Raw genomic sequence first — 23,261 nt, forward strand, 5'->3', positions numbered from 1 at the left:
CAGCCGCCTATGTCCCGAATCGCAAAGTCACGAAAGAACCTCTTGACTCTTCACAGCTAGGGCTTGCCGTCGGCCAGGAACTGCGCGTCCCAGCGGCCCGAGGCGATCATCGATCGCGCCTCGTCGGCCAGCGCCTGCATCACGACCTGCGTGGCCGCATCGTGCGTCTTGCCGGCCGGCGTGGCCAGGTGGTAGGTGCGCACCAGTTCGGGCTCGACGATGCGTGCAATCAACCAGTTCGGCTGCTCGCCCGGCCCGTCCGAGAGCGCGCAGGCAGGCGAGACCGTGAAGCCCGCGCCCGCAAGGTAGAGCGAGCGCAGCACGCGCGCCGAATCGTGCTCGTGCACGACATTGAGCTCCACGCCCAGCGTCTCGGCGGCGGCCTCGACGCGCTGGCGGAGGCTGAAGCGGCGCGACTGCAGCACCAGCGGCAGGCTCGCCGCGCGCACGAAAGGAACCGTGGGACGCACCGGCGCGCCTTTTTTCCCGCGCCCACCCTTCGCACTTTTTCCGAGCAGCGCCGCCACCTCGCCCTTCGCATCGAATCCGCAGAGGAACATGCCCTCGCGCACGAAGGGGCGCACATCGAGCCCCTCGACGCTCGCGGTGTCGACCAGCAGGCCGATGTCGGCGCGGCGATCGACCATCGCCTTGCGCACCATCAGGCTCAGGTCGTCGATCACGAACACACGGATGCGCGGATGCGACTGCCTCAGCCGCGCCAGCACCGGCCCGAGCAGCAGCGACGCCAGCAGGAACGGCACCGCCACCGTGACGGAGCCCTCGGGCCCGTCGGGCGTGCGCTGCAGCCGCTCGCGCATGGCCGCGGCATCCGACAGCAGGCGCCGCGCGTCCTGGTACAGCTGAAGTCCGGCGGCCGTCGGTGTCACGCCCACGTGCGAGCGGTCGAACAGCTGCGTGCCGAGCTCGGCCTCGAGCTTCTTGATCTGCGCGGTCAGCGCGGGCTGCGCCACATACAGCGACGCGGCGGCGCGCGACAGGCTGCCGGCTTCGAGCACCGCGATGAAATAGCGAAGAGACCTCAGGTCCATGGGGCGACGGGGAAAAGATGGAGCCGCCCATTGTGGCCTCAGCTTGCGAGCGCTTGCACCGCGATGCGGGTGGCCGAGGCGACCACGTCGTTGCGGCCCTTCGCGTCCTTGTCGGGGAAGGTCAGGTAGACCGACAGCACCAGCGGCGCGCCCGACGGCGGCCACAGCACGCCGACGTCGTTGGTGGTGCCGTACGAGCCCGCGCCGGTCTTGTCGCCCACGCGCCATCCTGCGGGCACGCCGGCCAGGAAGCGCTCGGTGCTGGTCGTGTTGCCCAACAGCCACTCGCACATCTGCTCACGCTGGGGCGCACCGAGGGCATCGCCCAGCGCGAGCCGCTGCACGCTGTCGGACATCGCTGTGGGCGTTGTCGTGTCGCGCGGGTCACCGGGAATGGCCGTGTTGAGTTCGGGCTCGGTGCGATCGAGGCGGAAGGTCGTGTCGCCGATGCGCCGCGCAAACGCGGTGACGACGGCCGGCCCACCCAGCACCTTCAGCAGCAGGTTGGCCGCAGCGTTGTCGCTGTACTGCATGGTGGCGGCGCACATCTCGCGCACGGTCATGCCGGTGGCCAGGTGCTTCTCGGCAACGGGCGAGTGCGACACCAGGTCGCCCTTGCCCACGCTGATGCGGCGCCCGAGCAGGCTGGCATCGGTCGTGCTGCGTTCGAGCACCGCGGCAGCAAGCATGAGCTTGAAGGTGCTGCACAGCGGAAAGCGCTCGTGCGCGCGGTGCTGCAGGCGTGCGCCGCTGCGGGTGTGAAAGCCCGCCACGCCAAGCCGGCCGCCGCAGGCACGTTCGAGTTCGGCGAGCTGCGCTTGGGCGCCGGCTTGCGCGCCCTTCTTCGGCCAGGCACTGCAGGCGCCTGCCAGCGGGGTCACGGCGACGGCGAGCAACAGGGTGCGGCGCTGGATGAGGGTGTTCATTGGCTTGGGTCTTTCTTACGCGAGTGAATGGAATGAAAGGCATCGTAGGAGCGCCGCCGCCGGGCTTCCAGCGCCCGGTGCGCGCATGGCGTCCCGGGTGTATCAGGTGTAACGCCATCTCATCATTCAACTTTTCAGTTGAATTTATTCGAGCATCGATTTATATTCAACTTCATGGTTGAACTTGAAATCGAAGACGAACGGCTCGACGCGGTGTTCCACGCCCTGGCCGACAGCACGCGGCGCACCATGCTCCAGCTGCTCGCGCAGGGCGAATGCAGCGTGGGCGAGCTGGGCGCGCCGTTTCGCATGTCCTTCGCGGGCGCCTCCAAGCACGTCAAGACGCTGGAGCGCGCGGGACTGGTGTCGCGCACCGTGCAGGGCCGCGCGCACGTTTGCCGGCTCGAACCGGCGGCGCTCGCCACGGCCGATGCGTGGCTGCGCGCGTACGAAGTCTTCTGGAACCACCGCCTGGACGCGCTGGCGGATGCGTTGCGGCGCGACGCTGGCGACAGCCGCGCGTGAGCGCCTTCTCTCTCCCCATTCACCCAAGGAGCACCGCCCCATGACCACGACCCTGAAGCACAGCCTGGGCACGCAGACCGAGCCCGGCACCCTGCGCATCGAGCGCACCCTGCCCGGCCCCATCGACCGCGTGTGGGCCTACCTCGTCGACCCGGAAAAGCGCCGCAGCTGGCTGGCCGGCGGCACCATGGCGCAGGCGCCGGGCGCGGTGTTCGAGTTGCGCTTCCAGCACACCGAGCTGTCGGGAGAGGTGGCGCCCGAGCGCTTCGCGGCCTACCGCGAGACCCACGTGCAGCACTCGCGCGTGCTGCGCATCGAGTCGCCGACGCTGCTGGTCATCAGCTGGGGCAGCGAGCGCGAGGATGCGTCCGAAGTCACCTTCGAGCTTTCACCGCAAGGCGAGCAGGCGACGCACCTGGTGCTCACGCACCGCCGCCTGCCCGATCGCAAGGAAACGCTGAGCGTGGCCAGCGGCTGGCACGCGCATCTGGGCGTGCTCGACGAGGTGCTGCACGGGCGCGCGCCGCAAGGCTTCTGGACGCAGCTGGAGGCCGCCGGGGCGGCCTACGCGACGCACATCCGCTGAAGGCCCACCGCCGAGGCCCGTGATGCCGGGTGTCCACGAAGTGCCGGCCGCGAAAATCTCGCGCGTGACCCGCCCGATTGCTCCCGCCTTCATGGACCTGCTGCACCGCCGGGAATCGTCCCCACGCTGACTGCGCCGCACCGGCTGCGGCATCATCGACACCATGCACAGCACGCCCCCGTATCCCCTGGTCATCGTCAAGGTCGGTGACACCCACGACACGCTGCGCGAAGGCCGCGGCGACTTCGAGCACTGGATCGCCGACGGCCTCGGCCTGCAGACGCTTCCGCTCCTCGTGGTCGACCCGCGCCGCGGCGACACGCTGCCCGCGCCCGGCCAGGTCGCGGGCGTGGTCGTCACCGGCTCGCACGCGATGGTGTCGCACCGCGAACCCTGGAGCGAAACCACCGCCGCCTGGCTCGCCAACGTGGTCGCGCACAACACGCCCGTGCTCGGCATCTGCTACGGGCACCAGTTGCTGGCGCACGCGCTCGGCGGCGAGGCTGGCCACCATCCGCAAGGCCCCGAGGTCGGCACGGTCACCGTCACGCTCGACGCAGCGGCCGCTGGCGACGCCCTTCTGGGGGATCTGCCCGCGCAGTTTCCGGCGCAGGCGATCCACTGGCAGAGCGCACTGCGCCTGCCCGAGGGCGCCGTGCGGCTGGCCCACAGCGCACATGAGCCCGTGCATGCCTTCCGCGTGGGCGCGCAGGCGTGGGGGGTGCAGTTCCACCCCGAGTTCGACGCCAAGACCATGGGCGGCTACATCGAGCTGCTGGCCCGCGACCTGGCCGCGGACGGCCTCGATGCCGCGGCGCTGCGCGAAGGCGTGCGCCCCACGGGCGCAGCGGAAAGCCTGCTCGGGCGTTTCGCGCGCATCGTCGAGGCCAAGGCGCAACAGGCCGGCTGAGGGCGCCGACGGGACGTCGGCGCGCGACTACAAAAAGTGGGCTGCGCTTGGGTTAAGGTGCGATTCCTTTCGCAGCCTTCCCCGCCTCATGACCACGCCTTCGTCCCCGCCGGCCCGCAAGCATTTCTCGATGATCCGCGGCTTTCACCTGGCCGACGTGTTCACGCTAGGCAACGCGGCCTGCGGCGTCGGCGCGGTGTTCTTCGCGATGGCCTTCATGCGCAGCCAGTCGCTCACGCACTTCTACTGGGCCGCCGCGCTCGCCCCGGCCGCCTTCATCTTCGACGTGCTCGACGGCCGCATCGCGCGCTGGCGCCAGACCCATTCGGCGCTCGGGCGCGAACTTGATTCGCTGGCCGACGTGATCTCGTTCGGCGTGCTCCCGGCCGCACTCGCCTTCGCGGCCGGCCTGGACGGCGGCTGGGACTGCGCGGTGCTCATCTATTTCGTCGGCTGCGGCGTGAGCCGGCTCGCTCGCTACAACGTGACGGCCGAAGCGCTCTCGGCGGGCGCCGACAAGGTGAAGTATTTCGAAGGTACCCCCATCCCGACCAGCGTGGTGCTCGTGGGTGTGCTGGCCTATGCCGCTTCGAAGGGCGCCATCGGCGCCAACGTGTGGGGCGGCGCCTGGACGCTCGGCCCGTGGCAGCTGCACCCGCTGGTGCTGCTGTTCGCGCTCTCGGGCACGCTGATGATCAGCAAGACCCTGCGCATTCCCAAGTTCTGACACACCGCCCGCCTCATCCGCCCGACAAAGGAGACCCCGCATGACGATGAAGCTGTATTTCGACCCGCGCAGCCGCGCGCAGGTCGCCAAGTGGATGCTCGACGAGGCCGAAGTCGACTACGAGATCGTGCCCACGCTCATCAAGGAGGGCGCCCACAAGCGCCCCGAGTTCCTGAAGATCAACCCCGCCGGCAAGCTGCCTGCGCTGGTCGATGGCCGCACGCGCATTTTCGAGAATGCCGCCATCTGCATGTACATCGCCGAGAAGTATCCCGGCAAGCGACTGGCACCGGCCGTGGGCACGCCCGAGCGCGGGCGCTACCTGTCGCTCATGGTCTATTCGACCGCGCAGCTCGAGCCCTCGATGGGCGACAGCCTGCTGAAGATCAAGAGCAACAACAGTTCGCGCGGCTGGACCGATTTCGAACACGCCAAGGACGCCATCGAACGCGAACTCGGCGACGGCCCCTACCTGTTCGGCGCGCAGTTCACGGCGGCCGACGTGATGATCGGCTCGATGCTCATCTGGCATCGCGCCTTCGGCGGCCGCACGAATCGCCCGAAGCTCGACGCCTACATCCACCGGCTGCAGGCCCGGCCGCGAGGCATGAAGTTCGGCTAAACCCGCAGTTGGCGCATGAGTGACAGCGCGTGGTCGGGGCCCGCCCTTTAATCGGCTCCTTTTGCTGCGGCCACGGCCTCCCTTCGTACACCCATGACTTCGAACACCCCGATTTCCCGGTTCTCGCTGACGACCCTCTCGCTGGGCTTGGTGGCCCTGCTCGCAGCCTGCGCCGGCACGCCCGCACCCGGCAGCCGCAGCGTGACCGTCGAACGCACCACGTTCGGCATCGCGCACATCACGGCGCCCGACTACGAGGGCCTGGCCTACGGGACCGCCTATGCGCACGCGCAGGACAACGTCTGCCAGACCGCCGAGCACCTGCTCACCCTGCGCGGCGAGCGCACGCAGTTCTTCGGGGCGCAAAACACCGGCGAACTGGGCCTGGGCCGCATGCCCAACCCGCAGATCGACCTGTTCATCCGCTACCACATGGACGACGCGGCGCTCGCGCGCGCCTCGGCCACCACCAACGCCGACGTGAGGGCATCGCTGCGCGGCTACGTCGCCGGCTACAACCGCTACCTGCAGGATGCCGGCCCCCATGGCCTGCCCGAGGCCTGCCGCGGCAAGCCATGGGTGCGCCCGATGACGATGGCCGACCTGTCTCGCGCCACGGAACTGTCGATGATCCAGGGCGGCCTGGGCGCGCTGGCCGGCGCGGTGCTGGCCGCCGTGCCGCCCGCGCCGGGTGCAAAGACGGGCGCCGCGCCCGTCGACCTGCAGCAGGCCGTCGCCGAGATCGGCCGCCACAGCTTCAATGCGAACCCGCAGGGCGGCGAACTCGGCTCCAACGGCTGGGCCTTCGGGCGCAATGCGACGCCCGACGGCCGGGGCCTGCTGCTGGGCAATCCGCATTTCCCATGGAACGGCACCAATCGCTTCTGGCAGTTGCACCAGACCATTCCCGGCCAGCTGGACGTGATGGGGGCTACCGGCGGCCTGAGCCCGGTGGTGTCCATCGGCTTCAACAAGGACGTGGCCTGGACCCACACCGTGTCGACCGGCAAGCGCTTCACGCTGTACGAGCTGAAGCTCGACCCCAACGACCCCACCGTGTACATGGTCGACGGCCAGCCGAAGAAGATGGTCGCACGCACCGTCGCGCTGCCGGGCGGCGCCACGCCGGTGCAGCACACGTTCTACGCGACCGACTGGGGCCCGGTGATCTCGCTGCCGCGCGCCGGCCTGGGCTGGACCGCGCAGAAGGCCTACGCCTTGCGCGACGCCAACACGCTCAACGTGCGCTCGGCCGAGAGCTGGATGAAGATGGCGCTCGCGCGCAACGTCGGCGAACTGCGTGCCGCCATGGGCAACCAGGGCATCCCGTGGATCAACACCCTCGCCGCCGACCGCGACGGCCAAGCGATGTACGCCGACCTCTCGGTCGTGCCCGATGTGTCGGCCGACATGCTCAAGACCTGCGCGCCCTCGCCGGCCGCCGCCGGGCTGCTGAACGCAGCCGGCCTGGCGGTGCTCGACGGCTCGCGCGGCGCCTGCGCCTGGCATCAGGACCGCACAGCCGCTGCACCCGGTGTCATCGCACCGGCCCGCATGCCGGTCGTCGTCACGCCGGACTGGGTGCAGAACAGCAACGACAGCTACTGGCTCAGCAACCCGCACGTGCCACCGATGGCCGGCGTCTCGCCGCTGGTCGGGCCGGTCGGCGTGCCGCAGCGGCTGCGCACGCGCAGCGGCATCCTGGAGATCGAGGCCCGCCTCGCGGGCCGCGACGGCCTGCCGGGCAATCGCATGGGCGCGAGCGAACTGCGCAGCGTGATCTTCCGCGACCGCAACCTCGCCGGCATGCTGGTGATGGACGACCTGCAGGCCGCCTGCACCGCCGCCGGCACCGCGTTGACCACCGATCAGGCGCTCGGCTGCCGCGTGCTGTCGGCCTGGAACCGGACCAGCAACGCCGACGCCAAGGGTGCCGCACTCTTCCGCGAGTTCTGGCGCAAGGCCAAGGACGTGCCGAAGGTCTGGCGCGTGCCCTTCGATCCCGCCCAGCCCGTGACCACCCCGAGCGGCCTCGACATGGCCACGCCCGCCACGCGGGACGCCGTGTTCAAGGCGCTCGGCGACGGCGTGAGCCGCGTGCGAACCGCCGGCTTCGCGGCCGACGTGGCGCTGGGCGTGCCGCAATCGCTTACCGTGCGCGGCCAGAAGATCGCACTGCACGGCGGCGACGAGTTCGAGGGCGTGCTCAACAAGCTCGAATCGCAGGGCCAGCCGACGATCGACGCCAAGGGCTACGCCATCAACTACGGCAGCAGCTACATGCAGGTCGTGGGCTTTGACGAACGCGGTCCGCTCGCCCAGGGCCTGCTCACCTACGGCCAGAGCGTCGACCCTGCCTCGCCGCGCGCCTACGACCAGTTGCCGCTGTTCGCTGCGAAGCAGTGGCATCCGCTGCCGTTCCATGCGGCCGACGTGCAGGCCCAGCGCGAAGGCAAGCCGTTGCAACTGGCGTATTGAGACTCGACGAACGACAAGCCCCATGTCCGCACCTGCTTCTGTCCACACCGCGGCCGGGGGTCTCGACCTGCTGGTCCGCCTCGCGGCGGCGCAGCCGATTGCCCCGGCCTGCGATCACTTCTACTTCCTGCGCCATGGCCAGACCGGGCGCAACGCGCTGCGGGTCTTCCAGGCGCCCGACGAGCCGCTGAGTGCGCTCGGCGAGCAGCAGGCCTTGCAGGCGGCCGAGCTGCTGGCCGGCGAGCCGATCGGCGCCATCGTGTGCAGCGACGCGCGCCGTGCCTTCGACACCGCCCACACCGTGGCCCGCGCCCTGCGCCTCGTGCCCTCGGCGCACGAGAACCTGCGCGAGCGCAACTTCGGCGCACTCATTGGCACCTCGTCGGCCCACATCGACTGGGCCTGCGAGCCCGACGGCGGCGAGACGCTGGCGCAGTTCGTCGACCGCAAGCGCGAAGCGCTGACCGCCGCGCTCGCCGCGCAGCCCGCACCGGTGCTGGTGGTGGCGCACGGCGGCACGCTCTATGCGCTGGCCGCGCTGCTCGGCGTGGCGGTCGATGCGAGCATCTTCGGCAACGCCCAGCCGTTGCGTTTTTCCCGTACCGGCCCCACATGGGCCGTGACGCCGCTGCAACAGCGGCCAGCCGACGGCGGCGGGGCAGCCCTGGCCTGAACCCATTCCCGGTCGCCCTGTACGCCGTCCCGAAAGGATCACCACCACCATGGAATTCAAGGACTACTACAGCGCACTGGGCATCGAACGCACCGCGTCCGATGACGAAGTCCGCAAGGCCTACCGCAAGCTCGCCCGCAAGTACCACCCCGACGTCAGCAAGGAGCCCGACTCCGAGCAGCGCATGCGCGACATCAACGAGGCGAAGGACGTGCTCGGCGACAAGCAGAAGCGCGCCGCGTACGACGCACTGGCCGACCGCGTGGCGCGCGGCGGCCGGCCCGACGGCAGCTTCGAGCCGCCGCCCGACTGGGACACCGGCTACGAGTTCCACCGCGGCCCGCGGCAGGGCCCGGCCGACCATGCCGATTTCAGCGAATTCTTCGCCTCGATGTTCGGCGACGCCGAGCGGCGCGGCGCCGCGCGGCAGAACTACCGCGCACGCGGCGAAGACCACCACGCTGCCATCGAGATCACGCTCGAAGACGCGCTGAACGGCGCCGAGCGCGAGCTCACGCTGCGCGCCCAGACACTCGATGCGCAGGGCCGCCCGCAGTGGCAAAACCGCACGCTCAGCGTGAAAATCCCGCCCGGCGTGCACCCCGGCCAGTTCATCCGCCTGGCCGGCCAAGGCATGCCCGGCCACGGCGGCGAGCCGGCCGGCGACCTCTACCTCGAGGTGCGCATCGCGCCGCACACGCTGTACCGCGTGGAACAACGCGACCTGTACATGACGCTGCCCGTCACCCCTGCCGAAGCCGCGCTGGGCGCGCAGGTGCAGGTGCCGACGCCCGCGGGCGGCGTGGTCGAGGTCACGGTGCCGCGCAATGCGCGCAGCGGCATGAAGCTGCGGCTCAAGGGCCGCGGCTTCGGGGGCAAGACGCCCGGCGACCTGTACCTGCTGCTCGAGATCGCGCTGCCGCCCGCCGACAGCGAGGCCGCGCGCAACGCCTACGCGCAGCTCGCGCAGGCGACCTCCTCGTTCAACCCCCGCCAGCATCTGGGAGTCTGAGCATGGCGAACTTTTCTTCCGTCACCACCACCGCGGCCATCGGCGTCTCGCACCCGCTGGCCGCGAACGAACTGGCGCACGCCTGCGGCGCCGACACCGACTGGGTCGTGCAACTGGTCGAGGTGGGCATCGTGCAGATCGCCACCGCAGACGCACCGCCCGAGCGCTGGGCGTTTTCGAGCAACGACCTGCAATGCGCGCTCGAAGCGCGTCGGCTCGAACGCGACTTCGGCGTGAACCTCGACGCGGCCGCGCTGATCCTCGACCTGCAGCACGAAGTGCGGCGGCTCAAGTCGGTGCTGCGCGCGCACGGCGTGGGCTGACGCGCGTCATCGCTGTCCGCATCGCGCCAGGCCGCGAGCGGTGGGCCGAGGTGCCCGTGGCCTTCCGCTCGACAGACCCGGTGCCGCGCGCCACGTCGATTGCGAACTTGCAGCCCTGGTGCTTCGCCATCTTCTCGACCAATTGGCCGAACGCGGCACTCGGCTACAGCGCGGGCCAGGCCTGCGCAAGAAAGGCCTTGCAATCGGGTTCCGTGCGGCCGCCCTTCCTGGCAACGGCGAGCGCCGCGAGGGCCAACGAAAGCCCCGACAATGAAAAATAAAACCGCTGCACCTGGGTCACTCCCTCATTCCGAAAACATCTCCGCACGATAGCCAAGCCATGCCCCACGACGACAGCCATTCCTCGCCCCAGCGATGCGCCTGGGCCCGCACCGATCCGCTGCTGGCCAGCTACCACGACGCCGAATGGGGCGTGCCCGAACGCGACAGCCGCGCGCTGTGGGAAAAGCTGATGCTCGACGGTTTCCAGGCCGGCTTGTCGTGGCTCACCATCCTGCGCAAGCGCGATGCCTTCCGCGCGGCCTTCGAGGGCTTCGTGCCCGAGACGGTGGCGCGCTTCACACCCGCCGACGTCGAGCGCCTCATGCAGGACGCGGGCATCGTGCGCTCGCGCGCGAAGATCGAAGCGGCCATCGGCAATGCCAGGGCCTACCTGGCCATGCAGGCGACGGGCGAAGATTTCTCCGACTTCGTCTGGGGCCTCGCGGGTGGCCAGCCGGTCGTCAACGCCACGGGCACCGTGCCCACGCAGACGCCGCTGTCCGAAGCGATGTCGAAGGCGCTGAAGCAGCGCGGCTTCAAGTTCGTCGGCCCGGTGATCGTCTATGCGTGGATGCAGGCCACGGGCATCGTCGACGACCACGCGCCCGACTGCCACTGCCACCGCAGCCAACGGCGCGCTTGAATACCTGACACCTGGCGACCGTGCCGACGTGAAAAAACCGGACAGTGCTTTTGCACGGTCCGGTTCTTCGGGTGGTGGTCTTTCTCACCGACGCGGCTTGCGCCGCCGTCGATTACAGGCCGGCTTGACGCGTGAAGCTGCGTGCCTGCGAGGGGATCACGCTGCCGGCGAAGGATTCGCGGCGCAGGTTCTGGCCCGGGGCGTGGGCAGCTGCCACGGCTTCATTGCGGACGGTGGCGCGGTCCACCGACGAGGCCAGCACGGGGGCCACGCTGGCCGACACGGCGTCGCTGTATTCGTTGCCGGCACGGGCGGCAGCCACGGCTTGCGGTGCCACGTCGGCACGGCTGTAGCCGGAGGTCACGGCGTGAACGCCTTCGTAGGTCTCTGCGTGGGCGGCGCCAGCGGCGGCGAGCAGGGAGAGAGCGGCGGCGGCGAGGATGTTCGAGGTCTTCATTTCAATTCCTTCTTGTGTTCAGGCTTGGGATGACCTGAAGTTTGCCTCAAAATCCTAGGGTAAACCCCAGTCATTCTGAATCGCAGTGTTCATGGAATTGAAACAATCACGGGAAACTTTCCGACATGCGGGGTTTTCGTGAAACCTTTTCGTACAAAAGCCTCGCCAGTTTGCAAACTTTTGGGCTCTTCCGTCAAGCTCAGGGACGGCCCCAGGTGCGCACCAGCGTGCGGATCGCGACCGCGCCGCTGCCCTTGACTTCTGCGCGGTAGCTGCCGAGCAGCGCCTCGCGCTCGGCGGCGGCCTGCGGTTCGTTGCGCCAAGCGAGCAAGGCGGCCACGTCGGCGTCGGGCAACGCCAGCAGCAGCGCCTGCGTGGCCAGCTTTTCGAACTCGCGCGCCACGGTCATCAGGTTGCGCGGACGCGGCGACGTGACGCCGCGCGACCAGAGCGAATCGAGCGCCGTGTCGAGCGTGCGATCGGGCAGCGAGCTGAACTGGGCGGCATTGCCACGCGCCAGCTGCTTGACCACCGCGCTCATGAGCAGCTGGCTCGAAAAATCGACCTCGCGCGCCTCGGCCACCGTCATGCGCGACAGCAGTTCGACACGCGCCGGGTCGGCCGGCCGCGCGTGCTGCTGGTGGAAGAACGCCACCTTGCCGGCCTCGTCCATCGCGGCGTAGTCGGCGCGCAGCTTCGCGAGGTGCGCCACGGCCTCCAGCACCTGAGGCGCTGGCACGGCGGCGCCCTGCCCGGCCGCCGCCACCTCCTGGCGAATCGCAGCCACCGAGGCGTTCACATCGAAGGCACGACCAGCCGCGACGTCGAGCGACTGCAAGGCCTTGTCGGCGATGGCCAGGTCGGGCGGCTCCAGCAGTTCGCGCGCACCGCGCGACACGGCGCCGGGGCCGTAGGCGTTCTGGTAGCGCGCCTGCACGCCCTCGAACTGGAGCAGGGCCTGCGCGCGGTCCTGCGTCCACCCCGTCAAGGGGGCAAGGAGCAACGACAGCAACAAGAGGCAACGGGGCGACGACAGGCGGGACAGCAAGGACATCCCGCATTATTGGCACGCCGCGATCCCGCGCCCTCCATCAGGCCTGCGCCAGCTCTGCGCGCAGCAGCTTCGCGGCCGCCACCATGTTCGACAGCGCCGCCTCGGTCTCGGGCCAGCCGCGGGTCTTGAGACCACAGTCGGGGTTGATCCAGAGGTTCTCGCCCGGCACCACCTGCGCGGCCTTGCGCATGAGGCGCACGATCTCGTCGACCGAGGGCACGCGCGGCGAATGGATGTCGTACACGCCAGGGCCGATCTCGTTCGGATAGCGGAAGCCGCCCGCGTTGTTCTCGCCGCCGAAGCCGCGCAGCAGCTCCATGTCGGAGCGGCTGGTCTCGATGGTGATCACATCGGCATCCATCGCGGCGATCTCCGGCAGGATGTCGTTGAACTCCGAATAGCACATGTGGGTGTGGATCTGCGTCTGGTCGCGCACGCCCGAGGCACTGATGCGGAAGGCGCGCGTGGCCGCCTTCAGGTACGCCGGCCAGCCCGCGCGGCGCAGCGGCAGGCCCTCGCGGATGGCGGGTTCGTCGATCTGGATGATGCCGATGCCCGCGCCCTCGAGGTCGTTCACCTCGTCGCGGATCGCCCACGCGATCTGCTCGCAGGTGGTGGCGCGCGGCTGGTCGTCGCGCACGAAGGACCACTGCAGGATGGTCACGGGGCCGGTCAGCATGCCCTTCATCGGCAACTTGGTGAGGCTCTGCGCGTAGGCGGTCCATTCGACCGTCATCGGCGCCGGGCGCGCCACGTCGCCGAAGATCACCGGCGGCTTCACGCAGCGCGAGCCGTACGACTGCACCCAGCCATTGGCGGTGAACGCAAAGCCGTCGAGCTGTTCGCCGAAGTACTCGACCATGTCGTTGCGCTCGGCCTCGCCGTGCACCAGCACGTCGATGCCGAGTTCTTCCTGCTTGCGCACGGCCAGTGCGATCTCGGCGCGCATCTTCTCGCGGTAGCCAGCGGCGTCGAGCTCGCCGCGCTTGAAGGCGGCGCGGGCCGCGCGGATCTCGGCGGTCTGCGGGAACGAGCCGATGGTGGTGGTCGGCAGTGCGGGCAGTGCGAAACGCGTGCGCTGCAGCTGCTGGCGCAGCGGGAAAGCGGACGCGCGGCGGTCATCGCCGGCCAGGCTGCGTGCCAGGCGCAGCGCCACGTCGGCGCGGTGCACGCGCGGGCTGGCGCGGCGCGCGGCCACGGCGGCGCGGGCGGCTGCGAAGTCGGCGGCCACCGAGGCTTCGTCGCCCTCGACGGCGGCGCGCAGCACGCGCAGCTCATCGAGCTTCTCGATCGCGAAGGCGAGCCACGATTTCAGTTCGGTGTCGAGCTTCGTCTCGGCCGCGAGGCTGAACGGCACGTGCAGCAGCGAGCACGACGGCGCGATCCAGAGTTCGCCCTGGTGCTTTTCGGCCACCGGCTTCAGCTTGTCCAGTGCCGCATCGACGTCGGTGCGCCAGATGTTGCGACCATCGACCACGCCGACCGACAGCACCTTGTGCGCCGGCAGCCAGTCGGCCACGCCGGTCAGCTCCTGCGGTGCGCGCACGGCATCGACGTGCAGGCCCGCCACGGGCAGCTGGCAGGCCAGGCGCAGGTTCTCGGACAGCGGCGAAAAGTAGCTCGCCAGCAGCAGCTTCGGCGCATTGCGCGCGATCTGCCAGTACACGCGTTCGAAGGCATTGCGCCAGGCCTCGGGCAGGTCGAGGCCGAGGATCGGCTCGTCGATCTGCACCCATTCCACGCCCTGCTGCCTGAGCCGCCCGAGCACCTGCTCGTACACCGGCAGCAGCGATTCGAGCAGCGAGAAGCGGTCGAAGTCGGCCGCCTTTTCCTTGCCCAGGTACAGGAAGCTCAGCGGCCCGAGCAGCACGGCCTTGACCGCATGGCCGGCCTGCTGCGCCTGCGCGACCTCGTCGAACAGGCGCGTGGACGCGAGCCTGAACTGCGTGGCCGCATCGAACTCGGGCACGAGGTAGTGGTAGTTGGTGTCGAACCACTTGGTCATCTCGAGCGCAAAGGTGCCTTCGGCGCCGTGGGTGCAGCTGTCGTCGTGCACGTGGCCCGCCTCGTCTTCCACGCCGCGCGCCATCTTGAAGTAGCGCGACAGCTCGGGCTCGTCGCCGCTGAAGTTGAAACGCGCCGGCTCGCAGCCCAGCAGCTGGATGTGGTTGGCCACGTGGTCGTAGAAGGCGAAGTCGCCCACGGTCACGAAGTCGAGCCCCGCGTCGCGTTGTGCCTGCCAGTGGCGCGCACGCAAGGTGTCACCGACGGCTTCGAGCGCCGCATGGTCGATCTCGCCGCGCCAGTGCTTCTCGAGGGCGAACTTGAGTTCCCGGTGGGCGCCCATGCGCGGAAAGCCGAGGATGTGGGTGCGGGTGGTCATGCAGGTCATCCGGTTGCTGATCTTGGAAACCGGTGATGGTCGGCGTTTGGCGCTTATGATTCAAACGAAACCTTTTGCCCGTTCGCTTGAATCGTTTTCATGATGCAGTCCATCCTCGAGATCCGCCACCTGCGCACGCTGGCCGCGTTGCGCGACACCGGCAGCCTGGTGCGCGCGGCGCAGCTGCTCAACCTCACGCAGTCGGCGCTGTCGCACCAGATCAAGCTGCTCGAAGAGCGCTACGGCGCCCAGCTGTTCGAGCGCAAGTCGGTGCCGCCGCAATTCAGCACCACGGGGCTGCGGCTGCTGCAGCTGGCCGACACCGCGCTGCCGCTCGTCGAAGAAGCCGAACGCGACGTGGCGCGGCTGGCGCTGGGCCGCAGCGGGCAACTGCGCATCGTGGTCGAGTGCCACACCTGCTTCGACTGGCTGATGCCCGCCATGGACGCCTTCCGCCAGCGCTGGCCCGAGATCGAGCTCGACATCGTCTCGGGCTTCCACCCCGACCCGATCGCGCTCGTGATGCAGAACCGCGCCGAAGTGGCGATCGTCTCCGAAGAGGACCCTGATGAAACGGTCGACTACCACGCGCTGTTCCGCTTCGAAATCGTCGCGCTGCTCGCCAACGACCATGCGCTGACGACCAGGCCGCACCTCACGGCCCGCCACTTCGCCGACCAGACGCTCATCACCTACCCCGTGCCCGACGAGATGCTCGACATCGTGCGCCAGGTGCTGGCGCCCGCCGGCGTCGAGCCCGCGCACCGGCGCACGACCGAGCTCACGGTGGCGATGCTGCAGCTGGTGGCGAGTGGGCGCGGCGTGGCCACGCTGCCGCTGTGGGCGGTGCAGAACTACCTCGACCGCGGCTATGTCACGGCGCGCCGCGTGGGCGCCAGGGGCCTGACGGGGCGGCTCTACATGGCCTGCGCGCAGGCGACCTCGGCACGACCCTGGCTCGACGACTTCGTGCGCGTCACGCGCGAGACATGCTTCAAGAGCCTGCCGGGGATCGAATTGCTGTGAGCCCTGTGAGCCCGAGCACGGGAAGATCACGTCCGGATCCGGCCAGTGCGTGGTGGTGCACGGCCTGAAGATCGACCACCATCACGGACCGCCCCATGACATCGCCGAACACGCCCGACTCCCCCGCCGCGCCACGCCCCCGCTTCTTCCACGGCTGGCTCGTGGTCGCCGGCGCCTTCGCCGTCATGTTCGTGGGCTTCGGCTGCGCCTACACCTTCAGCGCGTTCCTCGATGCGCTGCAGCGCGACTTCGGCGCCTCGCGCGGCGAGGTCTCGCTGGTGTTCTCGCTCGCGGGTTTCCTGTACTTCGGACTCGGTGTGTTCAGCGGCCCGCTCGCCGACCGCTGGGGCGCGCGGCGGCTCGCGGTCGCGGGCATGGTGCTGGTCGGCCTCGGGCTCGTGCTTGCGGGGCAGGCGCGCAGCCTGACGCAGATCTTCTGGGCGTATGGGCTCGGTGTCGGCCTCGGCGTGGGCGCCTCGTACGTGCCGGTGCTGGGCGCGGTGCAGCGCTGGTTCGTGCGTCAGCGCGGCTTCGCTTCGGGACTCGCCGTGAGCGGCATCGGCGTGGGCACGCTGGCCATGCCGCCGCTGGCCTCGTGGTTCATCGACACGCTGGGCTGGCGCGACGCCTACTTGGCGCTCGGCGTGCTCGCGGCCGTGGTGGGCGTGGGCATGGCACTGCTGGTCGAGAACGATCCGCGCGCACGCGGCCTCGGGCCCGATGGCGATCCGCCGCAGGCGCAGGCCGCCACTGCGCTGCCGCCCGGCGCCTCGGTGCGCGAAGCCGTGGGCTCCGGCCGGTTCGCGGGCCTGTATGCGGCTTGCCTGATCAGCTCGTTCGGTTTGTTCGTGCCCTTCGTACACCTGGTGCCTTACGCGCTCGACCACGGCGTGGCCGCGTCGTCGGCGGTGCTGTTGCTCGGTGCGATCGGCGTCGGCAGCACGGCGGGGCGCTTCTTCCTGGGCGGGCTGGCCGACCGCATGGGCCGGCACTACGCGCTGCCGCTGATGTCGGCGGGCATGGCGTTGTCGCTGGTGGTGTGGGCCGTGTCGGGCGGGTTCTGGGGGCTGGCCCTGTTCGCCTTCGCCTACGGCGTGTTCTACGGCGGTTTCGTGGCGCTGCTGCCCGCGCTGGTGATGGACTGGTTCGGCGGGCGCCACATCGGCGCGGTCATCGGCATCCTGTACACCAGCGTGGCGATCGGCACGCTGATCGGGCCGAGTGCCGCGGGCTTCGCCTTCGACCTCACGCGCAGCTACCTGCTGCCGATCCTCGTGGCGATCGGCGCCAACCTCGTGGCGGCCGGCCTGCTGCTCGCGATGGCGCGGCGCGGCCGGCGCGCCGTTCAGCCGGCTTTCTGAACCAGCTTCAGTACGCTCGAGAAATCGAGCGCGCCGTGGCCCGCGAGGCTGTGCGCCGCGTACAGGCTGCGCGCCAGGCCGCCCAGCGGCGTGGCCGCGCGCACGGCGGTGGCGTTTTCCTGCGCCAGGCCCAGGTCCTTGAGCATCAGGTCGGTGCCGAAGCCGCCGGCGTAGTTCTTCGAGGCCGGCGCCGCTTCCATCACGCCGGGCACGGGGTTGTACTTCTCGAGCGCCCAGTTGCCGCCCGAGCTGCGACGCATGATTTCCGACAGCACCTTCGGGTCGAGCCCGTTGGCCACGCCCAGCGCGAGCGCTTCCGAGGTGCCGATCATCAAAATGCCGAGCAGCATGTTGTTGCAGATCTTCGCGGTCTGGCCCGCACCGGCCGCGCCGGCGTGGAAGATGTTGGCGCCCATCTTCTCGAGCACCGGGCGCGCGCGCTCCAGGTCTTTGGTGTCGCCGCCGACCATGAAGGTCAGCGTGCCGGCAATCGCGCCACCGGTACCGCCCGACACGGGCGCATCGATCATCGCGACGCCCTTGGCGGCGGCGGCCTCGGCCACCTTGCGCGAGGTGGCGGCGGCGATGGTGCTGCTGTCGATCACGAGCGTGCCGGCCTGGATGCTGTCGAGCAGGCCGGGCTTGCCGGCGCCGCCGAGGAACAGACCCTCGACGTGCGCGCTGGCGGGCAGCATGCTGATCACCACCTCGGCGCCGGCCACGGTCTCGGCCGCCGACTTGGCGATAGGCAGGCCTTCGGCGCCGAACTTCTTGCAGGCCTCGGCCGAGAGGTCGAAGGCGCTGAGCGTGTGGCCTGCCTTGTGCAGGTTCAGGGCCATCGGGCCGCCCATGTTGCCCAGGCCGATGAATGCGATCTTCATGTGTCTTGTCTCCGTTGTTCTGTGCAGGGAATAAGGTCGGGGCAGGTCAGACCAGCGACGCCAGCTCGGCCGGCATCTCGCCGCGCGGGCGCAGGTGGTCTTCGACGAAAGCAGGCGTGATCTCTTCGAGCGTGGCCGGGTTCCAGCGCGGGTTGCGGTCCTTGTCGACCAGCACGGCGCGGATGCCTTCGGCGAAATCCTTGTTCGCGCAGAAGCCCAGCGAGGCCCAATATTCGAGGCGGAACACCTCGGCCAGCGACATGCGCGGCACGCGCTGCCAGAGCTCGAAGCTCAACGCGATGGAGCTTGGTGCGCCCTTGGCGAAGGTCTTCGAAGCAGTCTGCAGCCACGCGTCGTCGCTTTGCACGTCGCGCAGGCGCCTGGCGATGTCGAGCAGGTCGTCGCCAGCCATCAGGGCGTTGATGGTGTCGTAGTGCTCTCGCACCTTCGAGGGCGGCATCTCGGCGCCCTCGCCCGCCTGGGCGAGGATGCGCGACAGCGTGGCGCGGTCGGCCTTGGCGTCGCCACCGGCCCACTGCGTGGACGCGATGGCCGCGAGCACGTCGGCCTTGCGCTCCTGCGGCACCAGCACGTCGGCCAGGCCGCAGAAGATGGTGTCGTGCGCGTTGATGTTGGCCGCCGTGAGCGCCAGGAACAGGCCGGTGCGGCCCGGCGTGCGGCGCAAAAACCAGCTGCCGCCCACGTCGGGGTACAGGCCGATGTTGATCTCGGGCATGGCGATGCGGCTTTGCTGCGTCATCACGCGGTGCGAAGCGCCCGCCAGCAGGCCCACGCCGCCGCCCATCACGATGCCGTGGCCCCAGCACAGGAAGGGCTTGGGGAAGGTGTGGATCAGGTGGTCGAGCTCGTACTCCTCGCGGAAGAAGTCTTCGGCGTAGGTGTTGCGCTCGGGGCCGCAGTCGAGCAGCGTCTGGTAGAGCTGGCGCAGGTCACCGCCGGCGCAGAAGGCCTTCTCGCCCGCCGCGTCGAGCAGCACGCCGACGATGCCGGCGTCGGCCGCCCATTCGCGCAGCTTGGGCGTGAGCAGGCGCACCATCGCCACGGAGAGCGAGTTGAGCGACGCCGGCGAGTTGAGCGTGGCCACGCCGAAGCGCTGGCCGCCGGCGGTCTTGATTTCGTTGAAGAGAACTACGTTGTCGGTCATTGTTTTCAGGTCCTGGGTGCGGCGGAGTCAGCGGATGTCGCTGTCGCCTTCCAGCAATTTTCGCGCAACGATGACGCGCATGATTTCGTTGGTGCCTTCGAGGATCTGGTGCACGCGCGTGTCGCGCACCAGGCGTTCGAGCGGGAACTCGCTCAGGTAGCCGTAGCCGCCGTGCAGCTGCAGCGCGTCGTTGCAGACGTTGAAGCCCGCGTCGGTCGCGAAGCGCTTGGCCATCGCGCAATAGGTGCTCGCGTCGGCATGGCCTGCATCGAGCTTGCTCGCCGCCAGCCGCACCATCTGTCGCGCGGCGACCAGCTCGGTCGCCATGTCGGCCAGCTTGAACTGCAGCGCCTGGAAGCTCGCGATCGGCTTGCCGAACTGCTGGCGCTCGTGCAGGTAGCGGCGCGCCGCGTCGAGCGCGCCCTGCGCCGCGCCCACCGAACAGGTCGCGATGTTGATGCGTCCGCCGTCCAGGCCCTTCATGGCGATGCGAAAGCCCTCGCCTTCCTTGCCCAGCAGGTTCTGCGCCGGCACGCGCACGTTGTCGAAGTTGATGGTGCGCGTGGGCTGGCTGTTCCAGCCCATCTTGTGCTCCTTCTTGCCGTAGCTCACGCCGGGCGCGTCGGCCGGCACCGCGAAGGCCGAGATGCCGCTCGCGCCCGCGCCGCCGGTACGCGCCATCAGCACGAGCACGTCGGTCGAGCCGGCGCCGGAGATGAAAGCCTTGCCGCCGTTGATGACGTACTCGGCCCCTTGCAGTTCGGCACGCGTCTTGAGCGAACCCGCGTCGGAGCCCGCGCCCGGTTCGGTCAGGCAATACGACGCCAGCTTGCGCCCGCTCGTGAGGTCTTCGCCCCACTGCTGCGCCACCGCGTCGGTGGCCCAGGTGCCGAGCATCCACGTCGCCATGTTGTGGATCGTGATGAAGGCGGTGGTCGAGGGGTCGACCGCGGCCATTTCCTCGAACACCAGCGCCGAGTCGAGCCGCGGCAGGCCCAGGCCGCCGATGCGCTCGGGCGCGTACAGGCCGCAAAAGCCCAGCTCGCCAGCCTTGGCGATGGCTTCCTTCGGAAAGATGGCTTCCGCGTCCCACTGCGCGGCGTGCGGCGCGAACTCGGCCTGCGCGAAATCGCGCGCGGTCTGTGCAAAGGCGTTCTGTTCTTCGGACAGTTCGAAATTCATGGTTGACGACCCTTCCAGAGGTCCAGTTCGGCGGTGCGTTTGCGGGTCGATTTTTCCAGGCACGCGTTGAACACCAGCGGCCAGATCGAGCCGCCTTCGTTCGCCTTCGCGGCCCGCTTGCACCCGGGGTCGCGGCCCTTGAGCCAGGTCCGCTGCTCGGTGCGCAGCGCGACACGCATCTGCGGCGTGAGCGTCTTCATCACCTCGCCGTAGCGGATGTTGAGCTCGGCGTCGGCCGCGCGGAAATCGCGCAGCGCGCAGTCGTTCATCTGCTGCTGGTTGCCGTTGGGGTTGCAATCGACCGGCTCGTCGGAGCCGGCCGCCCGCGCCCCGCCAGCCAGCAGGGCAAGCGCCGCCGTGGCGGCCCAGGCTGCGACGCGAAGCCCCTGCCTCACTTGAGGCTGATGGTGGTGTTGACGCCCTGGCTCACGGTGCTGTCGTCGAACCAGCGTGCCGTCACGGTCTTGGTCTGCGTGTAGAACATGATGACCTGCTTGCCGTACGGGCCCAGGTCGCCGAGCTTGGAGGCGCGCGAACCGGTGAACGAGAACATCGGGACCGGCACCGGGATCGGCACGTTGATGCCGACCTGGCCGACGTCGATGTCTTCCTGGAAGCGGCGCGCCGCGGCGCCCGACTGCGTGAAGATCGCGGTGCCGTTGCCGTTCGGGTTGCTGTTGATCAGCTCGATGGCTTCGTCGATGGTTTCGGCATCGGCGATGCACAGCACGGGGCCGAACACTTCCTGTTCGTAGATCGTCATGCCGGGCTTCACGCCGGTGAAGATCGTCGGGCCGACGAAGTTGCCCTTCTCGTAGCCGGGCACCGTCGGCTTGCGGCCGTCGAGCACCAGCTTGGCGCCATCGGCTTCGCCGCGTTCGATCAGGTTGTTCACCCGGTCGTACGCTGCGCACGAGACCAGCGGACCCACGTCCACACCCTTTTCAGTGCCCGCGCCGATCTTCAGCGTCTTGGCCTTCTCGATGAGTTCAGGCACCCAGTTGCGCGCCTCGCCCACCAGCACCGCGACCGACACGGCCATGCAGCGTTGACCGGCAGCACCGAAGCTCGCACCGGCCAGTGCGTTGAGCGTCTGCTCCTTGTTGGCGTCGGGCATCACGATGGCGTGGTTCTTCGCGCCCATCATGCATTGCGCGCGCTTGCCGGCCAGCGTGGCGCGGTTGTAGACATGCGTGCCGACCTTGGTCGAGCCCACGAAGCTGATCGCCTTGATGTCCTTGTGGTCGCAGATGCCGTTGACGATGGCTTCGCCGCCATGAATCACGTTCAGCACGCCCGGGGGCACGCCGGCTTCGAGCGCGAGTTCGCACAGGCGCATCGTGACCATCGGATCCTGCTCGGAGGGCTTGAGCACGAAGGTGTTGCCGGTGACGATGGCCATCGGGAACATCCACAGCGGGATCATGGCCGGGAAGTTGAACGGCGTGATGCCGGCGCACACGCCCAGCGGCTGCAGCAGCGTGTAGGTGTCGACGCCGTTGGCCACGTTGTTGGCCAGCTCGCCCAGTTGCAGGTTGCCGATGTTCGAGGCGTGCTCGACCACCTCCAGGCCGCGGAACACATCGCCTTCGGCGTCCGGCAGCGTCTTGCCCTGCTCGGCCGTGAGGATCGCGGCCAGCTCACCCATGTTCTCGCGGATGAGCTGCTGCAGCTTCAGGAAGATGCGGGCGCGCGCGCCCAGCGGCGTCTTGCGCCAGGTCTTGAAGGCTTCCTTGGCGGAGGCCACGGCGGCGTCGAGTTCAGCCTGGGTGGCGAAGGGCACGCGGGCCAGCACCTGCTGCGTGGCCGGGTTGACCACATCGCGCCATTCGGTGGTCTTCGATTCGACGAACTTGCCGCCGATGAGCAGCTTGACGGTGGCGACCTGGGTCGAGGGGGTGGTGGTGGCGTCCATGGGGTTTGTCTCCTGTGATCCTGTGAAATCCGGTGCCGGTGTGAGCCGGTGCAGCCCGCATCCTAGCTTTGCAGATTTGCCATGACAATAGACAAATATGCGTCATCGCTTTGCAAAAATGCAAAGCCCCGCATCCCACTGCACACGAGGCCGGACGCACATGGACTGGGACAACCTGCGCTACTTTCTCGAACTCGCCCGCTCGGGCACGCTGATGAGCGCGGCGCGCCGGCTGGAGGTCGACCACACCACCGTCGCGCGGCGCATCCAGGCGCTCGAAAAGGAGGTGGGCGCGCCCTTGTTCTCGCGCGAGGCCGGCGGCCACCGGCTCACCGAGGCGGGGCGACGGCTGCAGCCGCAGGTCGAGGCCATGGAGAGCGCCTTCCAGGCCGTGGAGAGCACCGCGCCGGCTTCGCAGGAAGGGCTGTCGGGGCTGGTGCGCATCGGCGCCACCGAGGGCTTCGGCACCGTGGTGCTCGCGCCGCAGCTCGCGCTGTTCGCGGTGCAGCACCCCAAGCTCACGATCGACCTGCTCGCGATGCCGCGGCTGGTGCACCTGTCGCGGCGCGAGGCCGACATCGTCATCTCGCTCGAACGCCCCGCGCGCGGGCCGGTGGTGGTGACCAAGCTCACCGACTACACCCTGCGCCTTTACGCCTCGAAGTCCTACCTGGCCGCGCACAAGCCCATCAAGACGCGTGAAGACCTGCGCGGCCACACCTTCATCAGCTACGTGGACGACCTGCTGTTCAGCAAGGAGCTGCAATACCTCGATGAGCTGCATCGCCCCGACAGCTTTGCGCTGCGCAGCACCAGCGTGCTGGCGCAGCACCGGGCGGTGGCCGCGGGCGCGGGGATTGCGGTGTTGCCGGCGTTCATTGCGCAGGACGACCGCGCGCTCAAGCCAGTGCTGCCCGGCGCGGCGAACTTCACGCGGACCTTCTGGATGTCGATGCCCGCGGAAACGAAGCACCTGGCGCGCATGCAGACCGTGTGGGAGTTCCTGCGCGCGACGGCCGCGGCGCAACAGTCGCTGCTCTTGCCTGAGCACACGGTGAACTCGAAGTGACCGACGCGC

Annotated in this window: 23 protein-coding genes; 13 read left to right on the top strand and 10 right to left on the bottom strand. The window is 69.2% G+C overall.

The window, feature by feature from the left end:
• Nucleotides 1–56: 56 nt before the first annotated feature.
• Nucleotides 57–1,052: a LysR family transcriptional regulator gene (locus ASD34_RS05205; protein ID WP_056573740.1), complete on the bottom strand. Its 996-nt coding sequence runs from the start codon at nucleotides 1,050–1,052 to the stop codon at nucleotides 57–59.
• 38 nt (nucleotides 1,053–1,090) lie between these two features.
• A complete protein-coding gene (gene bla, locus ASD34_RS05210; protein ID WP_056573743.1) occupies nucleotides 1,091–1,978 on the bottom strand; it encodes a class A beta-lactamase in 888 nt (295 codons plus the stop codon).
• Between the two features lie 174 nt (nucleotides 1,979–2,152).
• On the opposite strand from bla, the gene ASD34_RS05215 reads away from it, so the two are divergent.
• The 10 genes from ASD34_RS05215 to ASD34_RS05260 all read left to right on the top strand — a co-directional run bounded on the left by ASD34_RS05215 (nucleotide 2,153) and on the right by ASD34_RS05260 (nucleotide 10,759).
• A complete protein-coding gene (locus ASD34_RS05215) occupies nucleotides 2,153–2,503 on the top strand; it encodes an ArsR/SmtB family transcription factor (protein WP_056573746.1) in 351 nt (116 codons plus the stop codon).
• 40 nt (nucleotides 2,504–2,543) lie between these two features.
• Complete coding sequence (locus ASD34_RS05220; RefSeq protein WP_056573748.1) at nucleotides 2,544–3,089, top strand: SRPBCC family protein; 546 nt, start codon at nucleotides 2,544–2,546, stop codon at nucleotides 3,087–3,089.
• 163 nt (nucleotides 3,090–3,252) lie between these two features.
• Nucleotides 3,253–3,999: a glutamine amidotransferase gene (locus ASD34_RS05225; protein ID WP_056573751.1), complete on the top strand. Its 747-nt coding sequence runs from the start codon at nucleotides 3,253–3,255 to the stop codon at nucleotides 3,997–3,999.
• Nucleotides 4,000–4,087: 88 nt separating this feature from the next.
• Nucleotides 4,088–4,726 carry a CDP-alcohol phosphatidyltransferase family protein gene (locus ASD34_RS05230; RefSeq protein WP_056573754.1) on the top strand — a complete coding sequence of 213 codons (639 nt, stop codon included), beginning with the start codon at nucleotides 4,088–4,090 and terminating at the stop codon, nucleotides 4,724–4,726.
• Between the two features lie 40 nt (nucleotides 4,727–4,766).
• Nucleotides 4,767–5,348, top strand: a complete 582-nt coding sequence (locus ASD34_RS05235; protein ID WP_056573757.1) for a glutathione S-transferase family protein — start codon at nucleotides 4,767–4,769, stop codon at nucleotides 5,346–5,348.
• Nucleotides 5,349–5,441: 93 nt separating this feature from the next.
• Nucleotides 5,442–7,826 carry a penicillin acylase family protein gene (locus ASD34_RS05240; protein WP_056573759.1) on the top strand — a complete coding sequence of 795 codons (2,385 nt, stop codon included), beginning with the start codon at nucleotides 5,442–5,444 and terminating at the stop codon, nucleotides 7,824–7,826.
• A 22-nt stretch (nucleotides 7,827–7,848) separates the two neighbouring features.
• Nucleotides 7,849–8,499, top strand: coding sequence for a histidine phosphatase family protein (locus ASD34_RS05245; RefSeq protein ID WP_056573762.1), 651 nt, complete (start codon nucleotides 7,849–7,851; stop codon nucleotides 8,497–8,499).
• A gap of 49 nt (nucleotides 8,500–8,548) precedes the next feature.
• On the top strand, nucleotides 8,549–9,511 hold the full coding sequence (locus ASD34_RS05250) for a DnaJ C-terminal domain-containing protein (RefSeq protein WP_056573764.1): 963 nt from the start codon (nucleotides 8,549–8,551) through the stop codon (nucleotides 9,509–9,511).
• Between the two features lie 2 nt (nucleotides 9,512–9,513).
• Entirely contained in the window at nucleotides 9,514–9,834 is a 321-nt protein-coding gene (locus tag ASD34_RS05255) for a chaperone modulator CbpM (RefSeq protein ID WP_056573768.1), read from the top strand.
• A 340-nt stretch (nucleotides 9,835–10,174) separates the two neighbouring features.
• Nucleotides 10,175–10,759, top strand: coding sequence for a DNA-3-methyladenine glycosylase I (locus ASD34_RS05260; protein ID WP_056573771.1), 585 nt, complete (start codon nucleotides 10,175–10,177; stop codon nucleotides 10,757–10,759).
• A gap of 112 nt (nucleotides 10,760–10,871) precedes the next feature.
• On the opposite strand, the gene ASD34_RS05265 is transcribed toward ASD34_RS05260, so the two are convergent.
• From ASD34_RS05265 to metE, 3 genes are all read right to left on the bottom strand, one after another.
• Nucleotides 10,872–11,216 (bottom strand): hypothetical protein, encoded by a 345-nt coding sequence (locus ASD34_RS05265; RefSeq protein WP_056573774.1) that lies wholly within the window; start codon nucleotides 11,214–11,216, stop codon nucleotides 10,872–10,874.
• 199 nt (nucleotides 11,217–11,415) lie between these two features.
• Nucleotides 11,416–12,270, bottom strand: a complete 855-nt coding sequence (locus ASD34_RS05270) for a hypothetical protein (RefSeq protein WP_056573777.1) — start codon at nucleotides 12,268–12,270, stop codon at nucleotides 11,416–11,418.
• Nucleotides 12,271–12,307: 37 nt separating this feature from the next.
• Nucleotides 12,308–14,653: a 5-methyltetrahydropteroyltriglutamate--homocysteine S-methyltransferase gene (gene metE / locus ASD34_RS05275; RefSeq protein WP_056573997.1), complete on the bottom strand. Its 2,346-nt coding sequence runs from the start codon at nucleotides 14,651–14,653 to the stop codon at nucleotides 12,308–12,310.
• Between the two features lie 99 nt (nucleotides 14,654–14,752).
• Between metE and ASD34_RS05280 the strand changes: the two genes are divergently transcribed.
• Both ASD34_RS05280 and ASD34_RS05285 read left to right on the top strand, forming a co-directional pair.
• Complete coding sequence (locus ASD34_RS05280; RefSeq protein WP_056573781.1) at nucleotides 14,753–15,679, top strand: LysR family transcriptional regulator; 927 nt, start codon at nucleotides 14,753–14,755, stop codon at nucleotides 15,677–15,679.
• 95 nt (nucleotides 15,680–15,774) lie between these two features.
• On the top strand, nucleotides 15,775–17,040 hold the full coding sequence (locus ASD34_RS05285; protein ID WP_056573784.1) for an MFS transporter: 1,266 nt from the start codon (nucleotides 15,775–15,777) through the stop codon (nucleotides 17,038–17,040).
• Here ASD34_RS05285 and mmsB read toward each other — a convergent pair.
• From mmsB to ASD34_RS05310, 5 genes are read right to left on the bottom strand one after another with little or no spacing between them, the layout of a single operon-like run.
• On the bottom strand, nucleotides 17,025–17,921 hold the full coding sequence (gene mmsB / locus ASD34_RS05290) for a 3-hydroxyisobutyrate dehydrogenase (protein ID WP_056573787.1): 897 nt from the start codon (nucleotides 17,919–17,921) through the stop codon (nucleotides 17,025–17,027). The two genes, ASD34_RS05285 and mmsB, sit on opposite strands and share 16 nt — an antisense overlap.
• Before the next feature lie 46 nt (nucleotides 17,922–17,967).
• Nucleotides 17,968–19,086 (bottom strand): enoyl-CoA hydratase/isomerase family protein, encoded by a 1,119-nt coding sequence (locus tag ASD34_RS05295; protein ID WP_056573790.1) that lies wholly within the window; start codon nucleotides 19,084–19,086, stop codon nucleotides 17,968–17,970.
• Between the two features lie 27 nt (nucleotides 19,087–19,113).
• The gene (locus ASD34_RS05300; protein WP_056573793.1) at nucleotides 19,114–20,268 is read right to left on the bottom strand and encodes an acyl-CoA dehydrogenase family protein; all 1,155 of its coding nucleotides are present in this window, start codon (nucleotides 20,266–20,268) and stop codon (nucleotides 19,114–19,116) included.
• Nucleotides 20,265–20,663, bottom strand: a complete 399-nt coding sequence (locus ASD34_RS05305) for a lysozyme inhibitor LprI family protein (RefSeq protein WP_056573796.1) — start codon at nucleotides 20,661–20,663, stop codon at nucleotides 20,265–20,267. The genes ASD34_RS05300 and ASD34_RS05305 overlap by 4 nt, the downstream gene beginning before the upstream one ends.
• The gene (locus ASD34_RS05310; RefSeq protein WP_056573799.1) at nucleotides 20,660–22,183 is read right to left on the bottom strand and encodes a CoA-acylating methylmalonate-semialdehyde dehydrogenase; all 1,524 of its coding nucleotides are present in this window, start codon (nucleotides 22,181–22,183) and stop codon (nucleotides 20,660–20,662) included. Before ASD34_RS05310 ends, ASD34_RS05305 begins: the two co-directional genes overlap by 4 nt.
• A 160-nt stretch (nucleotides 22,184–22,343) precedes the next feature.
• On the opposite strand from ASD34_RS05310, the gene ASD34_RS05315 reads away from it, so the two are divergent.
• Nucleotides 22,344–23,252 (top strand): LysR family transcriptional regulator, encoded by a 909-nt coding sequence (locus ASD34_RS05315; protein WP_056573801.1) that lies wholly within the window; start codon nucleotides 22,344–22,346, stop codon nucleotides 23,250–23,252.
• The last annotated feature ends 9 nt before the right edge of the window (nucleotides 23,253–23,261 follow it).

It is taken from the genome of Variovorax sp. Root473, from assembly GCF_001426505.1.
Lineage (GTDB): Bacteria > Pseudomonadota > Gammaproteobacteria > Burkholderiales > Burkholderiaceae_C > Variovorax.